Genomic DNA, 25,178 nt, shown 5'->3' on the forward strand with positions numbered 1-25,178 from the left:
TGCTGCAGCCCCCGATCGCGGCTTGTCCGCAGCTCCACTTTCTGCCTTGTATAACGAATAGCCGCCAGCAATGGCTGGTCAACGACGATCTGCGCAGTGGTCAATTAGCAGCGTGTATTGCCCCGCCTGCTACCTCATGTGGCGGACATATTCCTGGTCTGGTCAGCGTCCAAAATCGTTCCTCTAAAAGCGAGGCTGGTCTCCCCGGCAGCATAGAGCCAGTTGGGGAAAGGACCGCGTCACGGCCCGCGACAGGCGCCGCAAGCGCACAGCATGCGCCCAAAGACGTTCATTACTGCAACGATTACCCTGGCGCCGGGTAAAATAGCGGACATCATCAAGCGTTACGAAGGACACCCGCATGGCGGACAGCAGTTTTAGTTTAAAAAGCATTGCCGTGCCTGCGTACGGTCCTTCGCTGCTGTTCGGTTTTGCCAACGGTGCGATTTTGCCGGTGATTGCATTGAGCGCCCGCGATCTAGGTGCTACGCCTGCCTTGGCAGGATTGATCATTGCGCTGATCGGTCTGGGTTCGCTGCTGGCCAATATTCCCGCTGCACTGATTACCTCGCGCGTGGGTGAGCGAAGCGCGCTGCTGGGAGCATCGGCGATTACCATTGTCGCGCTGTTGCTGTGCATTTTCGCCAATCATGCACTGCTGCTGGCCTTGGCGACGTTGCTGATCGGCGTGTCAACCTCTGTCTTCTTTCTTGCCCGGCAAACTTACATGATCGAGGCCGTGCCTTTTTATATGCGCGCCCGGGCGCTCTCGGTACTGGGCGGGGTGAACCGCATCGGCATGTTTGCCGGGCCGTTCGTGGGGGCAGGGGCTATGCACTTTGTAGGGCTGTCTGGTGCCTACTGGGTGGGGCTGGCCGCCCTGGTCGCCTCAACGGTGCTGACCTACTATATGCCGGATCTGAAGGTCGAACCCAGGACGCCGAGCCTGTCGGCGGCCAAACCCCGTATGGCGCGTATAGCCCGCGAGCATGCCGGTGTGTTCATGTCGCTGGGCCTGGCCGTCTTGCTCATCAGCGCCATGCGCGCGGCAAGGCAAATTGTGATCCCGTTGTGGGCCGATTATATCGGCCTGAGCCCGACTGCAACCTCGGTCATCTTTGGCTTGTCCTCGGCGGTAGATATGCTGATGTTCTATCCTGCCGGCAAGATCATGGATGAATGGGGGCGGCTGTGGGTTGCCTTGCCCTGCACGCTGATCATGGGTATTTCACTTGTGATCATGCCATTTACCACCACCGTGTTCTCCTTTATCGTGGTTGCCATGTTGTTGGGGCTGGGCAATGGTTTTGGTTCGGGGATCAACATGACGCTGGGGGCGGACGCCTCTCCCGATCATGGGCGCACCGAGTTTCTGGGGCTTTGGCGCCTCATCAGCGACGTGGGCAGCAGCGCCGGCCCCTTTCTGTTATCCGGCATGACCGCGCTGGTGTCACTGGGTGCTGGCGTCGCGCTGACTGGCGGCTTTGGTTTTATCTCTGCAGCGATTTTCTGGCATTTCCTGCCGCATGCACGAGGCACGAAAGTACGCGATCAGTAGACGCGCACATAGCGCAGATACCTTCAGTCTTGCGCCAGGCGCTCGTGCTAGCGACGCAACATAAAAAAACGCTGCAGCCTGGCGTCGTTGATATCCATGACGATGAGGCGCAGCGTTGTTGCTTGCTGTCGGTTTTGTCAGGGCGTTAAGTGCAAAAGTGCTTCTATACGCCCTGAGTGTTGCTGCTGCGGATTTCAGTGATCGTACTGCTTGCCTTCTTCCGCCTTCAGCGCTGCCGGCTCGACGGTGCTGAGCCACTCCATGGATTTTTTACCGACCGGCGCGATCAATTTGTCGCCAGAATAGATAATCATCTTGTCCAGCACCGCGAACGGGTACTCAGGCACTTTCTTGGTAATGCCGAGCAATTGCGCCTCGTAAGCCTGACCGTCGGCGCGATCGATTTTCAGGCTGCGACCAAAGCCAGTAAATTGCACATCGTGCATGGCCGCGGCCACCTGTTCGGTGCTCGGCCATTTGCCGCCGTTATCCTTGATTGCTTTTTCGTAACCCGCTTTCAGGCCATGGATCGCCTGCACCATGTGGTACACCGAGTAAATCGGATAGGCATTGGTTTTTTCACGAAATTTCTTGATGAAGGCCTGGTGCTTCGGATCATCCTTGGTTTCCGGATGCAAGAAGTAGTGGTCGCCACGGGCGCCGACAATCACGCCTTCCGGTAGGGCGCTGCCCAGGCGTTCCAGCGAACTTTCTGCCAGCGGCAGCACGAACGTGGAGTTTTTGAACAGATTGCGCTGCGAAGCCTGCCGCACGAAGTTGTCCAGATCTCCGCCCCAGGAAGTGGACAGGATGACATCCGGCCGCAGTGCCTGCAAGCGGCTGATTTCTGTAGAGAAATCGGCGGCGCCAAATTTCGGGAACATTTCCGCGACGACACGCACGTCAGGCTTGAAGCGTTTTAGCGTTGCCAGGAAAATCTCTCTGGAATCACGGCCCCAGGCGTAATCCTGATTGACAATGGCCAGAGTCTTGAAGTCCGGCTTTGTCTTGAGCAGATACAGAACCGAGGCGACCATTTCAGCGGTGGCATTGGCCTGGGTTCGTACCACGTATTTATATTCTTTCTCTTCCAGTACCTTTTCGGTGCCGCAATCCCACAAAATATTGAGTGTCTTCAGGTCTTCGGCCACCGGTGCAATGATGTTGCAGTTGCCACTGGAAATGGCAGAAAGAAAGACGCGGGTGCCGTTCTCTGCCAGACGACGATACTCGGAAAGCAGCTTTTCGCCACCACCGCCTTCGTCAATATAGGTGGGTACGATCTTGACGCCATCGATGCCGCCGGCCGCATTGATGTCGCTGATCAGCAGATCAGCTGCATGACGTGCCGGTACGCCGAACACCGAAGCAGAGCCGGAAAGAAAAGTGGATATGCCCAGCTTGATCTCGGCTGGTTTTTCCTGGGCAAAAGCATTGGTACTCATGGCAATGCCGGCGAATGCCGCCGTCGCCATGAGCCGCATGGTTTTTTTTAGCATGGTTATGTCTCCTGATTGTTATTGCACTCTAAAAGAGGATGGTGTCTCTCAGTCCGTTACCCGACGCAAGGTGATCAAAACCTTCATTGATCTGGTCCAGTGTGAAAGTCTGTCCCATCAGCTTGTCTACGGGTAGTTTTCCAGCGACATACAGATCTATATATTTTTCAATGTCCCGCGACGGTACGCCGGACCCCAGATAACTGCCTTGCACCGTTCTCTCCTCGCCCACCAGTTGCGCCAGCGGCAGCGCGAAATTTGCCCGGGGATTGGGCAGGCCGGATGTTATGGTCGCCCCGCCTCTTTTGGTGAGCGTATAGGCCGTCTCGAACGCCTGCACGGCGCCGGCCATATCAAAGCCGTAGTCTACGCAACCGCCGGCCTGCGCGATCAGCTCGCTCTTGTCCTGGACGGCTTTTGGATTGATACAGTGTGTTGCCCCCAGCGTTTTTGCCAGCGCCAGTTTATCGTCGCTCAGATCGACAGCCACAATCCTTCTTGCGCCAGAGGCGACCGCAGCGATCAGCGCGCTCAGGCCGACACCGCCCAGGCCGACGATGGCAGCGGTATCACCGGCCTGCAATCTGGCCCGGTTGATGACGGCGCCGGCGCCGGTGAGAACGGCGCATCCGAACAGCGATGCTTCCCTGTGGGAAAGATCGCGAGTGACCTTGACGCAGGAACGCCGGGAAACCACGGCGTATTCTGCAAAGCACGAAACACCGGTATGGTGGTTTAGCAGCTGGCCATCCTGGGACAGGCGCTTGTCGCCAGATAGCAGCGTGCCCGCCGTATTGGCGACGGCACCGGGAATGCATAATGCGGGTCGCCCCTCGGCGCATGGTGCGCAGCAACCGCAGCTGGGCACGAACACCATAACCACATGGTCGCCTGGCTTCAGGTCGGAGACGCCGCGCCCGCATTCGATGACGGTGGCAGAGGCTTCATGGCCCAGCACGATGGGCATCCCCCTGGGGCGATCGCCATTGATGACCGACAGGTCTGAATGACAAAGACCACTGGCCTGCATTTTTACAAGCAGTTCGCCGTCGCCGGGCGCGCTCAGGTCCACCTCTTCAATACTTAACGGCCGGCTTTGCGCGTAGGGCAGCTGCGTGCTGATGGCCCTTAATATGGCTGCTTTGATTTTCATCGCATGTTTTCTTTATACAGTTCGCCCGCCATCGACCGGCAACTCGACGCCGGTCAGGAACGCAGCGGCATCGCTGGCCAGAAAGACGGCAGCTGCGGCCACGTCTTTGGGCGTGGAAAACCGGCCCAGCGGGATGGATGAAATGAATTTGGCGCGGTTCTCGGGCGTGTCGGGCAGGCCCATGAACAGTTCGAACATGCCGGTGATCCCCATGACCGGGCAAATGGCATTGACCCGGATATTGTCGGGGCCCAATTCGACCGCCATGGATTTGGATAGCACATTGACTGCGCCCTTGGACGCGTTGTACCAGCTCAAGCCAGGGCGCGGGCGTATCCCTGCCGTTGAGCCGATATTGAGAATGACGCCGGCACCGGTCTGGCGCATAACGGGAACCACTGCCTGGGCCATATGGTAAATCGACTTGACGTTGACGTCGAACATCCGGTCAAACATCGCTTCGTCTACATCCAGCATGGGCTGGTTCTTGTGGGTAATGGCAGCGTTATTGACTACGATATCTGGGGGCCCGAAAGTGTCCACGCAATGGGCGACCAGGGCTCGCACCTGCTCTCCATTTGAAACATCTACGGTAAACGCACTGGCATTGTCCCCGAGTGCGCCGGCAACGCGCAAGGCTGCCGCTTCGTTGATATCGGCCACAATGACTTTTGCGCCTTCATTGATATAAGCAGTGGCAATGCCTTCGCCAAAGCCGCTGCCGGCGCCGGTGACAATAGCGATTTTATTATCCAGAACAGCCATGTTGTATGCTTCCTTTATAGAGTGAAGTGGATTAACCGTGATAGTGAATGATTGTTTTGGTCGTGCTCATTTCCTCGAGCGCAACCAGACCTTTCTCACGTCCGTGTCCGCTGCGCTTGACGCCGCCAAAGGGCAGTTCAACACCGCCGCCTGCGCCAAAGCCGTTGATATACACTTGTCCGCATTTCACTTCTTTGGCTACGCGCTGCTGGATACCGCCGTTCTCGCTCCAGACAGCGGCCATCAAGCCGTAATCGGTAATGTTTGCCAGATGCACGGCTTGCTCTTCGGTATCAAAAGCCAGCGCAACCAGGACCGGGCCAAAAATTTCCTGCATCAACAGATCGCTGTCATGGTTGTCGGCAACAAACAGGGTCGGCGTTACGTAATAGCCTCCGTCCGGAACACCGGCTTGGATCTGTCCCTGCGCAAGTATTTTCAGGCCGTCCTTTTTACCCTGTTCCAGATACCGGTTAACACGGTCAAACTGCGATTTGTTGATAACCGGGCCGCAATGCAAATCCATGTCCGGCGTGCCCACTTTCGTTTTGGAAAACTCTTCGGCAACAAGGCCGATGAATTCGTTGAAAATATCGCGCTGAATCAGCAGACGGCTGCCTGCGGTGCAGGTCTGGCCGGTGTTGGCGATGATGCCCTTCACAATGGCCGGGACGGCCAACTTCATATTGACATCGTTAAACACCACATGAGCGGATTTCCCACCCAGTTCCAGGACACACTTGACCGCATGTTCTGCGGCTGCCTTCTGCACCAGCACGCCTACTTCATTGGAGCCGGTGAAGGTAACGAAGTTGATGTCCTCATGCGCCGACAGGCTGGCGCCGGCTTCTTCTCCCAGGCCGGTGACCACATTGAATACGCCGGCAGGCAGGCCGGCTTCCAGCGCCAGTTCGGCAACCCGGATCACCGACAGGCAGGCGTCTTCCGCCGGCTTGACCACGCATGCGTTGCCCATGGCCAGGGAGGGCGCAACACTTCTGCCTACCATTTGCGCCGGATAGTTCCAGGGAATGATATGCGCAGTCACACCCAGAGGCTCGCGGATGACCTGAACCGAGTAGCCATTCAAAAAGGGAATGACCTCGCCGTGCACCTTGTCGGCCGCGGTGCCATAGAACTCGAAATAACGGGCCATCACCTGGATATCATTTCTTGCCGAGGAAATTGCCTTGCCGGTATCCTTGGCTTCCAACTGGGACAGTTGCTCTGCGTTCTCCAGAATCAATCCGCTTAATTTGACCAGCAGTCGACCGCGTTCGAGTGCCGTGAATTTTTTCCAGGGGCCTTCAGCCGCAATTCTGGCTGCCTTGACCGCAAGGTCGACATCGGCCTCATCGCCTCGTGGAATTTGGGTGAAAACGGTGCCATCCACCGGCGAAATCACATCCAGCATCTGTCCGGATATTGCATCTGTCTTGCGTCCATTAATGATCATTTGCGGCATTTTCAGTTGTCCTTTGGTTTGCGTATAAGCTAATTTCTCCGCGTTCAATATTCCATATCTGATTTGGAATATCTCCCAGCAGCTTGATATTTGATTCTGTAATCACGATGCTCAGTTCGGGCTCTAGCTGCTTTAACCGGTTCAGAGCCTCGGTATATTCGGCGCCCAGTCGCGGCGCCAGGCCCTGAAAGGGTTCGTCCAGAAGCAGCAGTTTTGTGCCGATCATCACCGCGCGTCCCAGCGCCACCATCTTGCCCTGTCCGCCCGATAAGGCCGACCCCGAGCGGTCCAGCATGGGCACCAGCTGTGGTATGGCTTGCAGCACACAGTCCAGGCGTGCCTTGATCGCGTTGGCACTCATATTCTGTACTTCACAGGGCAGGCGCAGATTCTGTTCCACCGACAAGGTCGGGAAAATAACCCGGTTTTCCGGTGCATAGCCAATGTGCAACGCTGCCCTGGCATGACCCGCAAGCGCAGTCAGGTTGGTGTCGTCGAACCGGATCTGGCCGCTACGCGTCTTGACCAGACCCATCATGGCGCGCAGCAGGGTGGTTTTACCTGCGCCATTGCGCCCGACAATGCCTATCGTCAGGCCGCTATCGAACGTTGCTGTGATATTTCTGAGGATCTGATTGCCGGCCAGATCGACACTGACGTTGTTCAGGCTGAGCATCAATGGTCTCCAAGCACGGCGCTGCGCACCAGCGGATTGTTCAGTACCTCGGACGGGCTGCCGTCGGCGGCGATTTTCCCGGAAATCCATGCCGCAACGCGGGTGGCATAGCAGGCAACGATGTCTTCATCATGTTCGACAAACCAACTGGTTACTTTGCGCTGCTCAAGCGCATCCATGACCAGTCGCATCAGGCTGTGTTTATCTTCTGATGCGACACCGCTGGTCGGTTCATCCATAATCAGCAGTTGCGGGCGCAGCGACAGGGCCATGGCTACATCCAGGAGTTTTTTCTTGCCTTCTGGCAGGTCCACCGAAAGCGCACTGGCGTCCTGCGACAGACCCACCAGTTCCAGTGTCTCACCCACTTCACGGGCGTCGGCCAGACGGCTCAATGGCCGAAAATAGCTCAGGCGGGTATTTCTGCTTGCCGCCGCAATCTGAATGCATTCGCGCACGGTATGTTCGGTAAATAGCTGAGGAAGCTGAAAGGATCTTCCCATTCCAAGCCGGACAATTTTCCGGGGCGACAGGGCGGTAATGTCCTTGCCAGCAAAGTAGACGTTGCCCGAATCGGGCTTCAGGTATCCGGTGCAAATATTGATGAAGGTGGTCTTGCCGGCGCCGTTCTGACCGATGACAGCCAGCCTTTCGCCTTCATGCAGTTCAAAATTGATCTGGTCGGCCGCGACCACGCCGCCAAAGGCGAGACTGAGATTTTGCGTCTTTACTAATGGTTGCATCGCTTATGTTCCCCTAGGCTCGCTTCAGTTTGTGTTTTCGCATGATTTGGCCTACCACCCCGTTAGGCACGACGAAAATCACCAGGATCAGTGTCAGCCCCAGAATGGCTTGCCAGAAACCGGGGAAATAGGCCGACGAAATCAGCTTGACGGTTTCAAAGATAGCGGCACCGATAAATGCGCCGCTTACATGGGCGGCACCGCCCAGAATCGTGATGTACACATACTCTGCAGAGCGCAGCCAGGTGCCGATTTCCGGCGTGACCAGTCCCTGTATCAGGGCCAGGATGGCGCCGGAAAACCCCACCACGGCGCCCGATAAGATATAACCCTTCCATAGTACGTGGCGCGGCGAAATGCCCAGATACTCAAGCCGGGTTTCGTTGGTCTTGATCGCTGCCAGCGCCTGGCCATTGCCCGAGCGGAAATAGCGCTGCACTGCCCAGGCAATAAGCAGCGAACCGGCCAGGGCAATGCACATCAGCGTAAACTCGAAGGCGCCTCGCTCAAGCACAATGCCCGCAACGGTCGGCCTGCTGACGCGAATGCCGTCGGTGCCACCGGTAATATCGTAGAATTTTGTGGTGAGGGCAAACAGCACCATGCTTAACGCGAGATTGAGCATGCCGAAGAAAATCCCCCGGTACCGGACTACAAACATGCCGATTAAGGCGCTGAACAAGGTGGCAATGGCCACGCTGCACAAGATGAGAACGATGACATCGGTCTCAGGTCGCAATCGGGTGATAAAGGCAATGCTGTACGCAGCGACTGATGCATACATGGCATGCCCGAATGACACCTGGCCGGCACGCAGCATCACTGAAATGCCCAGCGCCGCAATGGCATAGGTCAGGCCGATAATCAGGGGGGTGATGGTCCAGGGAACCAGGTAGCCGCAAAGCAGCACGAGCAGTGCCGACACCAAACTGAGTGTATAAATTTTCATATTGTTCTGGCCTGTGCTACTTTGAATAATCCGTTTGGCCTGAAGATCAGCACCAGCACCATGATGATGTATGGCACAGCCACTTCCACTTCCGGCGCCAGGTAGATAGAGAAAGACCGTATTACGCCTATCAGTATTGCGGCAATAAGTGCGCCGGTAATCTGCCCCAGCCCGGCGGTGGCGACCACGGCAAAGGACAGGACCACCATATCGGCACCCACGCCCGGCACGAGCGAGGTGGTAGGCGATGCGAGCGCTCCGCCAAGCACGCCCAGAATTGTGCCTATGACAAATGTGAAATAGCTGATGCGCCTGGCATTGATTCCCATCGCGGTGGCCACTTCGCTATTATGGGTAATGGCAACAATCTGTTTGCCAAGCCTGGTATACCGGAGAAAATAGACCAGGGCCACATACGCAACCAGGGCAGTGCCGGGGATGATCAGCAACTGATAGGTGGTGTAGGTAATGTTGCCCAACTCTATATTTCCCAGGCGCCCGACAACTTCGCTGGCGGTATAGGGCTGCGCGCCCCAGATGAATTTTTGCAGATCTTCAAAGATAAGAAAGGCGCCAAACGTTAACAGCAGTTTGAGAATGGGATCGTAGCCATGGGTCCTGCGTATCAGCACAAATTCGACAACCGAGCCCAGTATGATGCCCACAATAATGGCCACCAGAAACAACGAGAGCAATGGCAGCAGCGCCGACTCTGTGGTTGGTGCATAAACGGCGATGAGCGTTGCGGCTGCGTATCCGCCATAGGCATAGAATGCACCGTGGGCGACGTTCAGAATACCCATTACGCCAAAGATTAGCGTCAGCCCGAGCGACACCAGAAAGAGCAGGCCGGCGTATGAAAGGCCGTCCAATAAAGCGATCAGGATTAAATCCGAATTCATGTTGTCCCCACCTTAATTTTTAGCTATTAGACAGGATATATACAGTAATCCACACAGGTAAAACCCTTAGCGTACGCTTTGTCTTTTTGAAACCCGGACTTTTCTATTCTGATAGTCGCGCCAGAACAGTTCAGGGTGGTGGCAAGCAACCGGCATTTTCGGTTCACCTTTTGGCTTGCGTGCCAGACCAAAATTTTCCGGCAATGACAGTTGCCATCAACAGTTGTGATTGATGCCGGTGTTCATGACAGATTTGCATCCAGTTATAAGCAATTGAAACATTCATTTGATCGCTTCGTTTTGGATGTTAGCCTTTTACTTTGTTGATTTTCATTGAGGGAGTACGCCATGAAATTGGAAAAACTGTTACTGACCGGTATGTTATGTGCAGGAATGATATCCACGGCAAGTGCCGCCGAACTGAAAGTGACCATGAACGAGGCGACCACCTCGGGGGCGGGCAAGGCAATGGGCCAGGTGACCATCAGCGAGACACCTTTTGGCTTGCTCTTTACACCCGATATCAAAGGGCTTGAACCCGGCGTGCACGGTTTTCACGTTCACGAGAATGCCAGTTGTGATGCTGCTGACAAAGACGGCAAAACGGTGCCAGCCCAGGCTGCCGGCGGCCATCTGGATCCGAAGAAAACAGGCAAGCATGAAGGACCGTATAGCGAGCAGGGCCATTTGGGCGACCTGCCAGGGCTGGTTGTCGCTGCCGATGGCACCTCGACATACCCGGTGCTGGCTCCGCGACTCAAGGCCTTGTCCGATGTGCAGCAGCATGCGCTCATGATTCATGAGGGCGGCGATAACTATTCAGACCATCCCAAGGCGCTCGGCGGTGGCGGTGGACGCATGGTGTGCGGCGTGATTAAATAAATTCATGCTCTATGGCATGGGCGGTCGCCGTTGTCCAGGGATTTCCGGCCTGCGGCCGGCTGCGTGCGGGCCAGCTTGTGGCGTTGATCACCCGCAGCGCTGCGGGTGATCGGCCGGCCTCGATTGTTGCCGATTGGAACGGGTGTTAGCGGGGCAGGGCGCATGGAGCAGGGGCGCCTTTACCTGATCACGCAATCGTGCGCCTGACAGGGGATCACTTTTACTGGATCACGCAGCGACACAGCCGGTGCAGGCGCCTTATTGAAAGACGCTAACGGGTATTACGCGGTATGATCAGCACAGTTTCGAATCCACCAGGGGACGGTTGTGCTGCGAGTTTTTTTTCTTTTCACACTGACTGCCATTGCGGAAATCGCCGGCTGCTATCTGTTCTATTTCTGGCTGCGCCGCGATGGCAATTGGTGGGTATTGATTGCATCGCTGGCCTCGCTTATCCTGTTTGCCTGGCTGCTGACCCTGCATCCGGTGGCCACGGGCCGAGTTTATGCGGCGTATGGCGCAGTCTATGTGGTGGTCTCGGTGATATGGCTCAATCTGGTGGACCGCAGTTCAATGTCGGGGCTGGAGTGGGCAGGGCTGCTGCTGGCGCTTGCCGGTATGGGCCTGATGGTGTCGGGTTGGACCATTGCACATAAATAGGCTGCCATGCGGATTCATAAATTTGTTTTCATTGTTTTGCTGTCGGCGCTTTCTGCCTGCTCGTCCCTGACGCCGTGGCGCAATCCGCCGCTGCCGCTGGGCACCCCTGACACTGGCGTTGACACGGCGCGGCTGACCGAGAGAACCGATCCGTCTTTTATCATCATCCTGAGCATTTCCGGGGGCGGGGCGCGCGCGGCGGCATTTGGCTATGGGGTGCTCAAGGAATTGGCCGACACACAGATCCGGTGGAACGGTCATACCCAAACGCTGCTCAGCCAGGTCGATGTGGTGCGTGGCGTATCGGGAGGCAGTATCGTGGCTGCCTATTATGCGCTCAATGGCAACAAGACTTTCCCGGCGTTTAAAAACGAATATTTGTACAAGGATTTCCAGCAGAGTCTGGTGTCCGCCATATTCAGTCCGCAAAATTTTGCCGCGGCGGTCTCGCCTACGGTCGGTCGTGGCCATGTGCTGGCCCAGAAACTGGATTTGCTCTATGAAGGCAAAACCTACGATGACTTATATCGTAACCCGCATGCAGACCTGATCGTGCTGGCGACCGATTTATCCCAAGGCACGAGTTTTGAGTTTTCACCCGATCAGTTGGCGACCATGTGCGCGGACATCCGCAAGGTGCCGCTCTCGTTTGCGGTGGCATCCTCGGCCGCTGTGCCAATGGTACTGTCGCCGCTGACGCTGAAAAATTATGCCGGACAATGCGAGTATTCCGCCCGAAAACGCGAGCAGGTATCCAGGCTGCAGGGCGACTACCGGATGCGTGCTTACCGCTCGGATGTCCTGGGTTATCTGGACAGCAAAAACCGGCCCTATATCCATTTGGTCGACGGCGGCCTATCGGACAACCTGGGCGTGCGCGGCCTGATGGATCGCGTCACGCTTGGTATCGGCCAATTGCGCCGCGGTCAGATCAGCAAGGGCACTGTCAGAAAAGTGGCGTTTGTGGTGATCAATGCCGAGCGTGATCCCAGCGTCAATATCGACAAAAGCGAAAATGTTCCCACGCTGTCGGATGTTTTTGACACGATCATGTTCAGTACGTCGGGCCGGGTCACCACGCAGACCATGCAGATGGTGCAGGACACTGGACGGCACTGGGCGACGTTAAGAAAATCGCTCAATCCCCAATTGCAGGGGTTGCTGGCGCCCGATGCGCAATTGCATGTTGTGCCGGTCAGTCTGCGTGAAGCGCCAGCAGGATTGTCGGTGCCACGCGGGCATTTGCTGCGCATTCCCACGCTGTTTACCGTCAATCGCAAGGATGTGGACGCGCTTATTGAGGCCGGCCGACAGACGCTGCGGCAGAATCCAGAGTATCAGGCGCTGTTGCAGGGGTTGGGCACGCAGATACCACAGCAGGCAGCTGCGGCAGGCTCGCCAATCACGCCTGTCGGTCCGTTGCCGCCCGCGTCATCGGCTTACGCGCCGCCAGGCCGATCAGCTTTGGCGCCGCGTCCTGCCACGGGTCGTGAGGTGGACGCCCTGTATTCGGGAGGCTAGCGCCGATGCGGCGGTTCGCCTGGTTGCCGTTCAGTCCGCTTGCCAGATCCCGAAAGCGGCCGGTTCGACAAAAGGGGATGCTTTTTGTAGCGCCGATCTGGTATAACAATGGCTGTTCAAGTCTACCCTTTACCGGAGTTTGCCATGTCCGCTTCACCCCTTGCCGCGCTGATCACTTGCGATATTATGGATCAGCACCCGTCGCTGCCGTCCTGCGATACCCAGTTCAGACTCTTCGGCCGTAAACGCGCCATTGCGGGACGGGTTCGTACGGTCAAAGTGTTCGAAGACAATACCTTCATTCGTCAGGTCCTGTCCGAACCGGGTCAGGGAGCCGTATTGGTGGTGGACGCCGCTGCTTCCCTGCATTGTGCGGTGGTGGGCGATATGATCGCCAAGCTGGGGCAGGATAACGGCTGGTCCGGGATCATCGTGTATGGCGCGATCCGGGACAGTGAGCAGATTGATGCCATGGATTTTTGCGTGAAGGCGCTGGGCACCAATCCGCGCAAAAGCGGTAAAAACAGCCTGGGCCTGATCGATGTACCCGTTACTTTCGGCAATGTCCGTTTTGTCCCTGGTCAGTACCTGTATAGCGATGCCGATGGCATTGTGGTCTCTGAGCAGGCGCTGTCGCTGTAAAAAGCAGTGGCCCCTGTTGGCACCCAACGCGACAGTGGAAAAGTACCGGCTTAGTGCGTTGCAGGCCCAGCCATTGCCGGGCCTGCAGCCGCTTGGCTATTCGGTAGCGGAGCGGTCCCGGGCCTGTCCGATACGTCCGAACTGCCCGGCATTGAAGTCGGCCAGTGCCTGGCGAATTTGTTCTTCGGTATTCATAACAAACGGACCATACCCGGCTATCGGTTCTGCGATGGGCTCGCCACTCATCAGCAACAGAGCGGCCGCCTCTTTCGCCTGAATGGTGATGGTGGTGCCGCCTTGGGCAAACGTGACCAGTTGGCTGGCCCCAGCGTCGGCACTGCCGTTTATATTCACGGTGCCATGGCGCACCAGCAGCATGACCGTGTGGTTCGCAGGCAGCTCGAATGTGGCGCGGCTGCCCGGTGCCAGGCTGGTGTCCCATAAGTTGACCGGGGTGAACGTGGCTGCCGGCCCCTGATGATCTTTGTACCTACCGGCGATGACCCGCAATGTACCCGCCTCATCGGGTAGGGTGACGGTCGGGATATCGTCGGCTGTGATGCTCTGGTAGCGGGCCGGCGTCATTTTGTCGCGCGCCGGCAGGTTCAGCCACAGTTGCACCATTTCGAAATCTCCCCCTTTTTGTGAATACGCTTCGGAAAAGAATTCGTCGTGCATGATGCCTGCGCCGGCTGTCATCCACTGGACGTCGCCCGCGGCGATGATGCCGCCGCCACCTGACGAGTCCCGGTGCTCCACTTCGCCCTTGTAGGCGATGGTGATGGTTTCAAAGCCGCGGTGCGGATGCTCGCCTACGCCTCGCCGCTGCTGGCTGGGCGAAAAATGCCGTGGTTGCGCATAATCGAGCAGCAGAAACGGATCGGGATTCACGTTCCGTTGCCCATAGGAGAACATGGACCGTACGTGAAAGGCATTGCCGACCCAATGGGGGGCAGGGGCGTGGTGAATAAGCGGGGTTTTGTCCATGATCGGCTCCTGGTTACCAATATATTCATATATTGGGCGCCTTTGCGCAATGACAATATAAAAGCGAAGCTGTTGTTTTCTGTCGATCAAAGGATGGGGAGACGGCGACTAACATGCGCGCGTGCCCGCAAGTAACATCAAATCCCCCGCATTTGGACACGGACTTGTCCTGTCTTTCCTGCATTCGTTTCGTCATTTTCTCTATTGCATGCAGGGTAGAGCGCAGCAACGGGGGGTGGCCCAATGGTTTATTGGATGCTGATATTTAATAAGAATGGTATTGATAACTATTATCATTCATAGTATTATTCAGTTTCAGTTATTTCAACATGTATCTCCGGCGTCAGGTTTCTGGTTTGGCACGTTCGGCATGCCGAGATCTTCTTTCCCTATCCTGCAACTATGAAAACAGTCTCTTTCCCATTCTTTCGCCTGACGCTACTTGCATCGCTTCTGTGCACTGGCGTTGCCCATGGCCAGGCCACGACTGGGAGCGGTAACGCGGTTGCGTCACCGAATCCGGCTATCCCCAAGCTGGGCGCGGTCCACGCGCAGGCAGAGGCTGCTGCTGCCAGTTGGGAAACCTCCACCAGCGCGGCCGAGATTGCCGACAGACAGGTTCAGAACTGGTCTGACCTGGGGCGGTTGATTCCCGGGCTGGATTTCAATCGCAGCAATAAAAGCGTCAATATGCGAGGGCTGGATGGCAATCGGGTCCGGATTCTGGAAGACGGTATTCCGCTACCATGGTTGAATGATGGCAGCCGGGGCGTAAAAGGCGGCATGGAAACGATTAATTTCAATACGCTGTCGGCTGTTGATGTGGTGCGTGGTGCCGGTGCCGGCAATGCTGCTACCCTAACGGGTACAGTCATGCTGCGCGGACTGCGTCCCGACGATTTGCTGACAGAGGGCAAAAATATCGGTTTGCTAGTCAGGGGCACGCATGATGGGCTGGATGACAGCATTGGTGGCGACATGGCATTTGCAGCCCGATTGGGGGCCTCAACGAAAATGCTGATTCAGTACGGTATCAGTACCGGCAGCGAAGAAGAGAATGGCGGCGATATCGGCGGCTACGGCGCGGCGCGCACCAAGATGAATCCGGCCGACTACACCCGCAAGAACGTAGGGCTTCGCCTGGAGCATGAGCTGGCCCCAGGTCATACGCTCGGCCTGGGCGCCAGTACCTTCAGGCTGGACCGCGATATCGATCTACAGCATGAGCAGAACACCTCTACCTATGCGATTGGCAATAACCAACTGACTGAGCGCCTGAAACGAGATCGTATATGGGTCGATTACAACTATCAATCCACACAGGCCTATTCCGCATTGGATCAGGCCGGCATCCAGCTGTACTGGAGCAAGACCCGGCTGGACAATAATCAGCATGCTTTTCGCAAGAAGGACGGGCGCGCTTTTGCCAGGCCAGGAGATCCTTTCATGTATGGCTATCCTAGCGGCTTGTATGAGCGCAATAACAGCATCGAACAAAAAGGCTGGGGTCTCAATCTGAGTGCGGGCGGCTATTGGGGCGATGCCGCGTTGCGCGGTCACTGGACCGTGGCCGGCACTTTTGCTGATGACACCTATGAACAGTACTCGGCCGGGGTAGATAATTGTCCTGTCGTTCCCGCCGGGCTGCCTGCGCCCATGGGGCCGCGTACCTGCGACTTCCTGCATTCCAACCAGGGTGATACGCCCGAAGTCAAAAGCCGCGACTGGTCGCTGTTTGCCAGTCATGCGTTCATATGGAACGACGGCCAGTTCGAACTGACCCCGGCCCTGCGTTACGATGGCTGGTCGCGCAAACCGCAGACCGGCGGCGGTTTTGCCTCCAACCAGAACGGCTATGAAAGTGAACTGCGAAATCGCAGCGGCAATCAGGTTTCTCCATCGCTCGAATTCGCCTGGAACGCTTCGGACATCTATCGTGTGACCGCCCGCTATGGTTATGGCTATCGGGCGCCCACCGCACCAGAGCTGTTTCTACAGTATGGGTCCCCCGCCAACTACATGCGCAAGGGCGATCCCAATTTGAAGGCCGAGCGCAGCCGCGGCTGGGAATTGGGTTTTCAGGCCAGGGGGCAGATAGTCGGCGGTTCCCTGAATATATTCGAGACACGATATAAGGATTTTATCGATGAGGATGTTCCTGTCGGTCCTGACTCTCCGTTCTATGCCATGATGCAGCAGGGTCTGTATCCCAATGGCGTGACCACTTACGCCAATCGCGATCGCGTCCGGATTTACGGCGCAGAAGCCATGGGCTATTGGAACGTCAATGACAATTTGTACACCCGCGCGACGGTGGCATGGACGGTTGGCAAAGACCTGGAAACCGGCCAGCATCTGAATTCGGTCGCACCGCTCAAAGGCACGCTGGCACTGGGCTACAGAACGCCGCAGTGGGGGGCGGAGACAGTATGGACACTGGCAAATAAACGCGATAAAGTGCAGTATCCGGAAGCTGCCGCAGGTGCTCCAAATGCGGATTTTCAGGCCCCCGGTTATGGTACGCTTGATGTACACGGATGGTGGGCGCCGGCCGGTTTGAAGGGCGTCAAGTTCCAGCTTAGCGTGGTCAATTTGTTTGACAAGAAATACTGGAATGCGCTGAACGTGCCTACCGCAGGTCCAACCGCCATCGCTCGTCCGGTCGATTATTATTCCGAAGCAGGCCGCTATGTGCGGGTGTCAGTCAGCTATCAATATTGACCGACAAAAAATTTGAGACTGGCCGGGCCGTCGCAAGATCGCCCGGTCAAAACCGTTTAGCTACTATAAGAGAGATATCCATGACACAACAGAGCACTGATTTGAAAGCCCGTTACGATGCATTATTGCAGGATGAGCCCAAAATGCGCGTACGCAATGCGGCAGAAAAACTGGATGTCAGTGAAATGGAGCTGGTTGCCGCCCAATGTGGCGATATTGAAGCCACATTGCTGGAAGGCTCGGCGCAAACCATTTTCAAGGAGCTGCCAACGCTGGGCGAAGTCATGCTGCTGACACGCAATGAATGGTGTGTTCACGAACGCCACGGGCGTTATGAATCGGTCAAGGTTGGCCATGGCCCGGTCGGCTTGGTATTGGGCGCAGATCTTGACCTGCGGGTGTTTTTCTCCAGCTGGAAATATGCCTGGGCCGTCACTCAGAACGGCCGCAAGAGCATCCAGTTTTTTGACGGCGCAGGCATGGCCCTGCACAAGGTGTATTGCACCGAAAATTCGGACATGGCGGCATATGATGCGTTGGTTGAAAAGTTTCGCGCCGCCGATCAGGAGCCAGCACCGGTTGACCGGACACCTGCAGCGCCAAAGGCCTATGCCAGCGAAGTGCCTGAACTTTTGCGCCAAGAGTGGCTGGGCATGACCGATACGCACGACTTTGCCGGCCTGTTGAAAAAATGGAATCTGCCTCGCGTGCAGGTGCTGCAAAGCGCTGGTGAAGATCTGGCGCAGCGTGTAGACAATGATGCCATCGAAGTCATGCTGCAGAAAGCGGCCGAATCGGATCTGCCCATTATGTGCTTTGTTGGCAATAAAGGCATGATCCAGATTCACTCGGGTCCGGTCAAAAAACTCATGCGTACCGGCCCCTGGTTCAATATTCTGGATCCGAAATTCAATCTGCATCTGAATACCACGGCCATCCACAGCATCTGGATCGTGAACAAGCCCACCGAAGACGGCTGGGTGACCTCGCTGGAAGGGTATTCCGAAGATGGAGAACAAATTGTGCAGTTCTTCGGCGCGCGCAAGCCCGGCGTACCCGAGATCAGGCAATGGCGCGAGCTGCTTGAATCGCTTTGCAAGCAACCGCTGGCCGCCTGATGGCATGACCGAATCGACAAAACGGAATCACCCAATGAAACCAAATGCCGTCACCCGTTGCCTTGCCATACTGGCCGCCGCGAGTTTTTTCTGTGGCAGCGCCAGCGCGCAGCAGGCTCAGCGAATTGTCTCACTGGGCGGCACGGTAACGGAAATTATTTACGATCTGCAAATGCAGCATAATCTGGTCGCCGATGACCAGTCCAGCCTGTATCCCGAGGCAGCCACCAAATTGCCGCGCGTGGGCTATTATCGCGCCGTGCCTGCTGAAGGTGTGCTGTCGCTCAAACCCGATCTGGTGATCGCCTCTGAGAATGCAGGGCCCGCCGCTTCGCTGGAGAAGGTCCAGTCGGTAGGCGTCAAAGTGGTAACTGTCTCGGATAAACCGACCGTAGATTCTTTGTATGAGCGGATCGGGCAGATTGCCCAGGCCCTGGAGGTACCGGAAAAAGGCAAGGCGCTTGTTGCCGAAATCCAGGCGAATGTGAAACAGGCGCAGGCCAGGCCGAGCGATAGCCTGCGTACCGTGCTGATCCTGAACCGTACGGGGGCCAAGTTGATGGCCGGTGGCGACACAACGGCCAGTGCAATCATGGAAATGGCAGGCCTGGAAAATGTGCTTAAGTCGCAGCGCGGGTATAAACCGGTGTCTGCAGAGAGCCTGCTGGCGCTGAAACCGGAAATGATTATTGTCACCAATGGTTCGCTGCAAGCGGCTGGCGGCATCGACAAATTCAAGTCGGATCCTGCCATCGCCTTTACGCCAGCGGTCAAAAACAATCGCATTGTGGTGATGGATGATTTGCTCGCACTGGGCATGGGGCCGCGGGTCGGTCTGGCAATTTCGCAACTGAAGGCTGCGGCCGGCTATGCAAATTAACACTGCGCCAGGTCAGGGCAGGGTCAGGAAATCTTTTACTATTCTGCTGCTCATATTGCTGGCTGCCATTATTCTGGGCAGCGTCAGCGGCGCGGTGGTCATCCCCGTCCAGCAATGGTGGCCGGTGCTCACGGGTGGGCAGGGGGATGAAACCCAGTTGCTGCGTCAGATTTTTCTGGATATCCGGTTGCCGCGCGTGGTCTTCGGTATTGTCACGGGTGCGGCACTGGCGTTATCGGGTGTGGTCATGCAGGCGCTGTTTCGTAACCCGCTGGCTGAGCCCGGGCTGATCGGCGTCTCGGCCGGTGCGGCGTTGGGTGCGGTCTCGGCCATTGTGCTTACTGCCGCAGGCTTCTGGGTTATTTCCTTTGCTGCGTTCGCGGGCTCTCTGCTTAGTACCTGGCTGGCTTATCTGGTCGGGAGACGTTATGCCGGTGTGGCCGGATTGCTGCTGGCCGGTATTGCCATCAATGCCATTTCGGGCAGCCTGATCGGCTTGCTTACCTATATTGCGACGGACACCCAACTGCGTGACCTTACCTTCTGGGGCATGGGCAGCCTGGCATCTGCGAACTGGCGTACGATCGGTTTGCTCGGCCCCTGGGCGCTGGTGATCTGTGTGTTGTTGTGCCGGGAATGGCGCGCGCTGAATGCATTGCTGCTTGGCGAACGCGAAGTATCACATCTGGGTTTTTCCATGAAGCACTTGCGCCGCCGTCTGATCGTCGGCATTGCGCTGCTGGTCGGCCCACTGGTGGCCGTGACCGGCGGCATCGGCTTTGTCGGGCTGGTCGTGCCGCATTGCCTGCGCATGATCATGGGCGCCAATCATCGTCATCTGTTGCCGGCCTCCATGGCCGGTGGCGCTCTGGCCCTGGTAATGGCAGACTGGCTGGCGCGCGTGGTCGTTATTCCAGCGGAGCTGCCCATAGGCCTGGTGACCAGTCTTATCGGCGGCCCGTTCTTTCTTTGGCTGCTGGTAAAAAGGAATATGCGATGACCGTCATGGATCAATGCATGCGCGGCAGCGACATCTGCGCAACCCGCGGCCAGCGCCAGGTGCTGCGTGATATTTCAATTGAAATTAAACGAGGAGAAGTGCTGGCGCTGCTTGGCGCCAATGGCGCCGGAAAATCCACATTGTTGTCCATCCTGGCGCAGGAAAGCCAGGAGGTTCACACCCGCGACACAGGCACCATTTACATCAACGGTCACGAGGCCGCTTCGCAGTCGACGCGGGAGCAGGCGCGTCAGCGGGCCGTGCTGCCTCAGGGTAGCGGCCTGACCTTTGATCTGGGCATCCAGGAAATTATTCAGATGGGTTTGTACCCATTTCCGGAGCTGGATCCCGGCCAGGCTGATGCCGTATTGCAGCACGCTGCGCGGACCGCAGGCGTGCAGGATCTGCTTGACCGCTCATGGGTGACTCTTTCCGGCGGTGAGAAACAGCGGGTACAGTTTGCAAGGGTGCTGGCGCAATTGCTGGCGCGGCGCCATGATGGCCAGACGCGGTATTTGTTGATGGATGAACCCACCTCGGCCCTGGATCCGAAGCATCAGCATGCGTTTTTTCGCATTGTGTCGGATCTGGCGCACAGGGATGAAGTGGGCGTGATGGTTATCGTCCATGATATCAATCTGGCGGCGCAGTATTGTGACCGTATTGCGTTGCTGGCTGATGGCGAACTGGTCATTTGTGATACGCCCGAACGGGTGCTGACGCGCGAGCACCTGTATGCAACTTATGGCATTTACAGCCAGACCATGCCGCATCCATTCAAGCAAGGCAAGTTGCTGGTTGTTTGGGAATAGCAGCCTGTTCATGTCGCCCCGGATAGTCTGGCGCAATGCCACCGGGGCGTGGCTGCTAACTTCGGATCATGGTCGTTGGTCTGGGCCGTACTCTGCGCCATCTTCTTATCCATCATCTGCGCTTGAATCTATCCTAGATCAGATCCTTTGATGTGATTCTTGGTCAGATTCCGGGCCGGCCCCATACTTTGATGTTCAAACTTGATCCTCTGGTTTGATCATCACACCCGTCATCACACCCGTCATCACACCCGTCATCACACCCATCATCACACCCATCATCACACCCATCATCACACCCATCATCACGTCTGTGATCTGACATCTGCCTGCGCTGTACTCGCGGCGAAAAGGACAGCAACTTCAGGCATTATGCGCCAAAGGGCAGACTGGTTTGTATAGCTTGGCAAGTTATGGCATGATCGCTGTGTGGGGTGCCGTTCTGGTTGGCACCCATCGCCCGGCGTGTGACAAGTGGAAAAAACGTTTCTGCTTGGGCAGACAGCGTTGCAGACCTAACTTAATAGATGTGACTTAACGACTGTGGTTTTACAGGCGGTTTGACAGGGGAAGTATTCAATCAGTTTTTTATGACGACAATTCGGACAGTGGACATACAAGTATCGGTATCAGCCCGAGGCAGTGCATGTGTTCACGCTCTTGCAGCAGTGGTTGTCAACAGACAATAGCAACAAGCCCGAACCAATTGTTTTCGCCCCGCCGGTGCCTCCCTTGTGTAAGCCCGTATCACTATACCGGCAATGGCAGCCGAGTTCCAATCGTGCAGTAGTTGCCATTTGCGATATGAACACAGGCCAGCAAGTTTATGATCAAGGAGAAAAACGTCATGAAAAGTATGGATAGTTTTGGCGCTCGCAGCGTACTCGAAGTGGGAGAACAATCATATCGAATCTACCGGCTTGATGCGTTAAAGGAGGAAGGACTGGATGTTGCCTCGCTTCCTTATGGCCTGAAAATACTGCTGGAGAACCTGCTGCGTACGGAAAACGGCAAGGACATTACGGCGGCAGACATTCGAGCGCTTGCAGGCTGGGACCCGCAGGCACAACCGGATCGTGAGATCGCCTTTACGCCGGCCCGCGTGGTGCTGCAGGACTTTACCGGCGTGCCTGCAGTGGTTGACCTGGCCGCCATGCGCGAAGCCATGCATGCCCTGGGCGGAGATCCGAAGCGCATCAATCCCCTGGCGCCGGTAGAGCTGGTGATTGACCACTCGGTTATTGTCGACGTTTTCGGGCAGGCCAATGCGTTCGAACGCAACGTCGAAATCGAATATCAACGCAATCTGGAACGCTATCAGTTTTTACGCTGGGGACAGCAGGCATTTGCTGACTTCAAGGTCGTGCCTCCCGGCACCGGCATTGTCCATCAGGTAAATCTGGAGCACTTGTCGCGTGTGGTCTTTACCGCCGATGACGATGATATGAAAGTGGCCTATCCGGATACCTGTGTCGGGACCGATTCCCATACACCGATGGTCAACGGCCTGGGTGTTGTTGCGTGGGGCGTGGGTGGCATCGAAGCTGAAGCGGCCATGCTGGGTCAGCCCATTTCCATGCTGATTCCGCACGTGGTCGGTTTTAAACTGACCGGAACGTTGCCGGAAGGAACGACTGCAACAGATTTGGTATTGACGATTACAGAAATGTTGCGCAAGCATCGCGTCGTTGGCAAGTTTGTCGAATTTTATGGGCCCGGTGTGGCCGCTGTTCCCCTGGCCAACCGGGCGACCATCGGCAATATGAGCCCTGAGTATGGCTCGACAATTTCCATTTTCCCCATTGATGCAGAAACGCTTCGTTATCTCGCGTTCACGGGCCGCTCCGAGCAGCAGATTGCGCTGGTCGAAGCCTACGCCAAGGCGCAGGGACTGTGGCATGACCCGCAAGCCGAACCGCGTTATTCAGAAAAGCTGGAGCTGGATTTGTCGCAGGTGGTGCCGTCTATCGCCGGTCCCATGCGTCCGCAAGATCGCATTGCGTTGTCAGATGCGAAACCGGCATTTCAAGGGGCGCTGGCCTCGTCTATCGGAGAGCCGCAGCAGAAACCGCGAGGCTATGACAAGGTCGTTGATCAGTCTTTTCCCGCATCGGATCCACCGCCCCATGAGGAGCCCCAGGCGCGCTCGGCCCTGCCCACCGATCATATGGAACAAGCGCCGACAAACGAAAGTCGCATGCCTGCGGCGATTCCCATTACGTTTGGCGACGGCACGCAGGGCCAGATCAATCACGGCTCGGTGGTGATTGCCGCCATTACCTCCTGTACCAACACGTCCAATCCCACTGTCATGATTGCGGCGGGAATGCTGGCCAAGCGCGCAGTTGAGAAAGGCCTGCAGCGCAAGCCGTGGGTCAAGACCAGTCTTGCGCCCGGTTCCCGGGTCGTGACCGATTATTACGAACGCGCCGGTTTGACGCGTTATCTTGACGCATTGGGATTCAACCTGGTGGGGTATGGATGCACAACCTGCATCGGCAACTCCGGTCCACTTATTCCCGAAGTAAGCCAGGCGGTCACAGATCATGATCTCTCGGTGGTGTCTGTGCTATCGGGCAACCGAAATTTTGAAGGCCGCATCCACGCTGAAGTCAAGATGAACTATCTGATGTCGCCGCCGCTGGTGGTCGCTTATGCGCTGGCCGGCACCATGGACATTGATCTGTTCAACGAGCCGCTGGGACAGGGCAGTGATGGGAAAGATGTTTATCTGCGTGATATCTGGCCATCAGCCGTGCAAGTGCAGGAAGTGGTCGATGCTTCCATCATGTCCGACATGTACACGGCGGGCTATGCCGATGTCTTTGCCGGCGATGAACGCTGGCGTGCTTTGTCTACGCCCGAGGGCGAGCGGTTCGACTGGGACGAGGCCTCTACCTATGCACGCAAACCGCCATATTTCGACAATATGTCGCGCCAGCCGGAACCCGTTTCGGACATACAGGGCGCGCGAGTGCTGGCCATGCTGGGTGATTCGGTCACCACAGACCATATCAGTCCGGCCGGCTCCATTGCCAAAACCTCGCCGGCCGCAGCCTACCTGACTGAGCACGGCGTGAATCCCAAAGACTTCAACTCGTATGGGTCGCGGCGTGGCAACCATGAAGTCATGATACGTGGCACGTTCGCCAATGTACGCCTGCGCAATCAACTGGCTCCAGGCACCGAGGGCGGTTTTACGCGGGACTTTACGCGCAGCGATGGTCCGGTGACAACCATTTTCGAGGCGTCACGATCCTATATCGACAAGGGCATACCCCTGGTCATTCTCGCTGGCAAGGAATACGGCTCGGGTTCGTCGCGTGACTGGGCGGCAAAGGGGACTGCGTTGCTGGGCGTGCGGGCCGTGATTGCCGAATCGTATGAGCGGATTCACCGATCAAATTTGCTGGGCATGGGCGTGTTGCCGCTGCAATTTCCAGAGGGGCAGAATGCGGCGACGCTTGGCCTGACAGGAAAAGAGACCTTTAACATTACTGGTATCGTGACATTGAACCAGGACATTTCACCCACGACGGTGCGGGTGCAGGCCGATGGCGTGCAGTTCGACGCGATCGTGCGCATTGATACGCCCAGCGAGGCAGCCTACTATCGCCACGGCGGAATCATGCAATACGTCCTGCGCAGTTTGCTGGACTGATTTTTCTGTCATGCATCGGCTGGCCATCCCCTCACAGACCGGGGTGATGGCCAGCCGCCGTTGCGCAACGCCAGACCCTGGTCGCAACGGCTGATTCAGAAGGTTCAGGCACAAGGAGAGGGCATTGAATGACGGTATCAAGCTTGCCGGCGCCTGTCATTGTGGTGCAGTCCAGTTTACCGTATTGATCGCGGACGGGCTGCGCAATGTCAGGCGTTGCAATTGTTCCTATTGCGCAATGAGAGGGGCCGTTGTGGTCACGGCTGATCTTGGAAATATTCACTATCAGTGCGGCAGGCAATGGCTCACGTGCTATCAGTTCAACACCATGACCGCAGAGCACTATTTTTGCTCGCGCTGCGGGATCTATACCCACCACAGAAGGCGCTCGGATCCCTCGCAAATCAGCGTGAACGTTGCCTGCCTGGAAGGTGTGAGCCCTTTCGATTTTCCATCTGTGCCTGTTGAGGAAGGGGTCATCCATCCACTGGACGATCCGGCTGCGGCACAGCGGGCAGGGACACTCAATTATGTAGCGGCCCGACATCAAAACTGAACTGTTTGCCGTCGCTTTGCGCCGCGCG

The 25,178-nt window shown here is 56.7% G+C and carries 21 protein-coding genes; 12 read left to right on the forward strand and 9 right to left on the reverse strand.

Going from position 1 to position 25,178, the window contains the following annotated elements; genetic code table 11:
- Nucleotides 1-361: 361 nt before the first annotated feature.
- The gene (locus EV681_RS16415; RefSeq protein ID WP_130304664.1) at nt 362-1,558 is read left to right on the forward strand and encodes an MFS transporter; all 1,197 of its coding nucleotides are present in this window, start codon (nt 362-364) and stop codon (nt 1,556-1,558) included.
- Between the two features lie 194 nt (nt 1,559-1,752).
- On the opposite strand, the gene EV681_RS16420 is transcribed toward EV681_RS16415, so the two are convergent.
- From EV681_RS16420 to EV681_RS16455, 8 genes are read right to left on the reverse strand one after another with little or no spacing between them, the layout of a single operon-like run.
- Nucleotides 1,753-3,057 (reverse strand): ABC transporter substrate-binding protein, encoded by a 1,305-nt coding sequence (locus EV681_RS16420; protein ID WP_423191218.1) that lies wholly within the window; start codon nt 3,055-3,057, stop codon nt 1,753-1,755.
- A 28-nt stretch (nt 3,058-3,085) separates the two neighbouring features.
- A complete protein-coding gene (locus tag EV681_RS16425; protein WP_130304665.1) occupies nt 3,086-4,210 on the reverse strand; it encodes a zinc-dependent alcohol dehydrogenase family protein in 1,125 nt (374 codons plus the stop codon).
- 12 nt (nt 4,211-4,222) lie between these two features.
- Complete coding sequence (locus EV681_RS16430) at nt 4,223-4,975, reverse strand: glucose 1-dehydrogenase (protein ID WP_128395040.1); 753 nt, start codon at nt 4,973-4,975, stop codon at nt 4,223-4,225.
- 31 nt (nt 4,976-5,006) lie between these two features.
- Nucleotides 5,007-6,440 (reverse strand): aldehyde dehydrogenase family protein, encoded by a 1,434-nt coding sequence (locus EV681_RS16435; RefSeq protein WP_128395039.1) that lies wholly within the window; start codon nt 6,438-6,440, stop codon nt 5,007-5,009.
- Nucleotides 6,421-7,116: an ABC transporter ATP-binding protein gene (locus tag EV681_RS16440; protein ID WP_130304666.1), complete on the reverse strand. Its 696-nt coding sequence runs from the start codon at nt 7,114-7,116 to the stop codon at nt 6,421-6,423. The genes EV681_RS16435 and EV681_RS16440 overlap by 20 nt, the downstream gene beginning before the upstream one ends.
- Nucleotides 7,116-7,859 (reverse strand): ABC transporter ATP-binding protein, encoded by a 744-nt coding sequence (locus tag EV681_RS16445; RefSeq protein ID WP_130304667.1) that lies wholly within the window; start codon nt 7,857-7,859, stop codon nt 7,116-7,118. The genes EV681_RS16440 and EV681_RS16445 overlap by 1 nt, the downstream gene beginning before the upstream one ends.
- A gap of 13 nt (nt 7,860-7,872) precedes the next feature.
- Nucleotides 7,873-8,808, reverse strand: coding sequence for a branched-chain amino acid ABC transporter permease (locus EV681_RS16450; RefSeq protein WP_128395036.1), 936 nt, complete (start codon nt 8,806-8,808; stop codon nt 7,873-7,875).
- Nucleotides 8,805-9,710, reverse strand: a complete 906-nt coding sequence (locus tag EV681_RS16455) for a branched-chain amino acid ABC transporter permease (protein ID WP_128395035.1) — start codon at nt 9,708-9,710, stop codon at nt 8,805-8,807. The genes EV681_RS16450 and EV681_RS16455 overlap by 4 nt, the downstream gene beginning before the upstream one ends.
- 348 nt (nt 9,711-10,058) lie before the next feature.
- Between EV681_RS16455 and sodC the strand changes: the two genes are divergently transcribed.
- The 4 genes from sodC (at nt 10,059) to rraA (ending at nt 13,415) form a co-directional block, all read left to right on the forward strand.
- Nucleotides 10,059-10,592 (forward strand): superoxide dismutase family protein, encoded by a 534-nt coding sequence (gene sodC, locus EV681_RS16460; protein WP_130304668.1) that lies wholly within the window; start codon nt 10,059-10,061, stop codon nt 10,590-10,592.
- A gap of 327 nt (nt 10,593-10,919) precedes the next feature.
- Nucleotides 10,920-11,252: a YnfA family protein gene (locus EV681_RS16465; protein WP_128395033.1), complete on the forward strand. Its 333-nt coding sequence runs from the start codon at nt 10,920-10,922 to the stop codon at nt 11,250-11,252.
- Between the two features lie 6 nt (nt 11,253-11,258).
- The gene (locus EV681_RS16470; protein WP_130304669.1) at nt 11,259-12,773 is read left to right on the forward strand and encodes a patatin-like phospholipase family protein; all 1,515 of its coding nucleotides are present in this window, start codon (nt 11,259-11,261) and stop codon (nt 12,771-12,773) included.
- A gap of 144 nt (nt 12,774-12,917) precedes the next feature.
- Complete coding sequence (gene rraA, locus EV681_RS16475; RefSeq protein ID WP_128395031.1) at nt 12,918-13,415, forward strand: ribonuclease E activity regulator RraA; 498 nt, start codon at nt 12,918-12,920, stop codon at nt 13,413-13,415.
- A gap of 96 nt (nt 13,416-13,511) precedes the next feature.
- Here the strand turns inward: rraA and EV681_RS16480 are convergent, their stop codons facing one another.
- On the reverse strand, nt 13,512-14,402 hold the full coding sequence (locus EV681_RS16480) for a pirin family protein (RefSeq protein WP_130304670.1): 891 nt from the start codon (nt 14,400-14,402) through the stop codon (nt 13,512-13,514).
- A gap of 402 nt (nt 14,403-14,804) precedes the next feature.
- Between EV681_RS16480 and EV681_RS16485 the strand changes: the two genes are divergently transcribed.
- The 7 genes from EV681_RS16485 to EV681_RS16520 all read left to right on the forward strand — a co-directional run bounded on the left by EV681_RS16485 (nt 14,805) and on the right by EV681_RS16520 (nt 25,150).
- Nucleotides 14,805-17,123 carry a TonB-dependent hemoglobin/transferrin/lactoferrin family receptor gene (locus EV681_RS16485; protein ID WP_130304671.1) on the forward strand — a complete coding sequence of 773 codons (2,319 nt, stop codon included), beginning with the start codon at nt 14,805-14,807 and terminating at the stop codon, nt 17,121-17,123.
- Nucleotides 17,124-17,188: 65 nt separating this feature from the next.
- Complete coding sequence (locus EV681_RS16490) at nt 17,189-18,241, forward strand: hemin-degrading factor (RefSeq protein ID WP_165393126.1); 1,053 nt, start codon at nt 17,189-17,191, stop codon at nt 18,239-18,241.
- A 34-nt stretch (nt 18,242-18,275) separates the two neighbouring features.
- Nucleotides 18,276-19,121, forward strand: coding sequence for a heme/hemin ABC transporter substrate-binding protein (locus EV681_RS16495; protein WP_165393097.1), 846 nt, complete (start codon nt 18,276-18,278; stop codon nt 19,119-19,121).
- Nucleotides 19,111-20,121: a FecCD family ABC transporter permease gene (locus EV681_RS16500; RefSeq protein WP_130304672.1), complete on the forward strand. Its 1,011-nt coding sequence runs from the start codon at nt 19,111-19,113 to the stop codon at nt 20,119-20,121. The genes EV681_RS16495 and EV681_RS16500 overlap by 11 nt, the downstream gene beginning before the upstream one ends.
- Entirely contained in the window at nt 20,118-20,933 is an 816-nt protein-coding gene (locus EV681_RS16505) for a heme ABC transporter ATP-binding protein (RefSeq protein WP_242612298.1), read from the forward strand. The genes EV681_RS16500 and EV681_RS16505 overlap by 4 nt, the downstream gene beginning before the upstream one ends.
- Nucleotides 20,934-21,780: 847 nt before the next feature.
- On the forward strand, nt 21,781-24,594 hold the full coding sequence (gene acnA / locus EV681_RS16515; protein WP_128395025.1) for an aconitate hydratase: 2,814 nt from the start codon (nt 21,781-21,783) through the stop codon (nt 24,592-24,594).
- Nucleotides 24,595-24,718: 124 nt separating this feature from the next.
- The gene (locus tag EV681_RS16520; protein ID WP_130304673.1) at nt 24,719-25,150 is read left to right on the forward strand and encodes a GFA family protein; all 432 of its coding nucleotides are present in this window, start codon (nt 24,719-24,721) and stop codon (nt 25,148-25,150) included.
- The last annotated feature ends 28 nt before the right edge of the window (nt 25,151-25,178 follow it).

This window comes from Advenella incenata (assembly GCF_004217095.1).
Classification (GTDB): Bacteria; Pseudomonadota; Gammaproteobacteria; order Burkholderiales; family Burkholderiaceae_B; genus Advenella; species Advenella incenata.

Excerpts from the sequence above, each read along its gene's own strand:
- EV681_RS16415 (WP_130304664.1), top strand. The coding sequence starts at position 362 with ATGGCGGACAGCAGTTTTAGTTTAAAAAGCATTGCCGTGCCTGCGTAC.
- EV681_RS16420 (WP_423191218.1), bottom strand. The coding sequence starts at position 3,057 with ATGCTAAAAAAAACCATGCGGCTCATGGCGACGGCGGCATTCGCCGGC.
- EV681_RS16425 (WP_130304665.1), bottom strand. The coding sequence starts at position 4,210 with ATGAAAATCAAAGCAGCCATATTAAGGGCCATCAGCACGCAGCTGCCC.
- EV681_RS16430 (WP_128395040.1), bottom strand. The coding sequence starts at position 4,975 with ATGGCTGTTCTGGATAATAAAATCGCTATTGTCACCGGCGCCGGCAGC.
- EV681_RS16435 (WP_128395039.1), bottom strand. The coding sequence starts at position 6,440 with ATGCCGCAAATGATCATTAATGGACGCAAGACAGATGCAATATCCGGA.
- EV681_RS16440 (WP_130304666.1), bottom strand. The coding sequence starts at position 7,116 with ATGCTCAGCCTGAACAACGTCAGTGTCGATCTGGCCGGCAATCAGATC.
- EV681_RS16445 (WP_130304667.1), bottom strand. The coding sequence starts at position 7,859 with ATGCAACCATTAGTAAAGACGCAAAATCTCAGTCTCGCCTTTGGCGGC.
- EV681_RS16450 (WP_128395036.1), bottom strand. The coding sequence starts at position 8,808 with ATGAAAATTTATACACTCAGTTTGGTGTCGGCACTGCTCGTGCTGCTT.
- EV681_RS16455 (WP_128395035.1), bottom strand. The coding sequence starts at position 9,710 with ATGAATTCGGATTTAATCCTGATCGCTTTATTGGACGGCCTTTCATAC.
- sodC (WP_130304668.1), top strand. The coding sequence starts at position 10,059 with ATGAAATTGGAAAAACTGTTACTGACCGGTATGTTATGTGCAGGAATG.
- EV681_RS16470 (WP_130304669.1), top strand. The coding sequence starts at position 11,259 with ATGCGGATTCATAAATTTGTTTTCATTGTTTTGCTGTCGGCGCTTTCT.
- rraA (WP_128395031.1), top strand. The coding sequence starts at position 12,918 with ATGTCCGCTTCACCCCTTGCCGCGCTGATCACTTGCGATATTATGGAT.
- EV681_RS16480 (WP_130304670.1), bottom strand. The coding sequence starts at position 14,402 with ATGGACAAAACCCCGCTTATTCACCACGCCCCTGCCCCCCATTGGGTC.
- EV681_RS16485 (WP_130304671.1), top strand. The coding sequence starts at position 14,805 with ATGAAAACAGTCTCTTTCCCATTCTTTCGCCTGACGCTACTTGCATCG.
- EV681_RS16495 (WP_165393097.1), top strand. The coding sequence starts at position 18,276 with ATGAAACCAAATGCCGTCACCCGTTGCCTTGCCATACTGGCCGCCGCG.
- EV681_RS16500 (WP_130304672.1), top strand. The coding sequence starts at position 19,111 with ATGCAAATTAACACTGCGCCAGGTCAGGGCAGGGTCAGGAAATCTTTT.
- EV681_RS16505 (WP_242612298.1), top strand. The coding sequence starts at position 20,118 with ATGACCGTCATGGATCAATGCATGCGCGGCAGCGACATCTGCGCAACC.
- acnA (WP_128395025.1), top strand. The coding sequence starts at position 21,781 with ATGAAAAGTATGGATAGTTTTGGCGCTCGCAGCGTACTCGAAGTGGGA.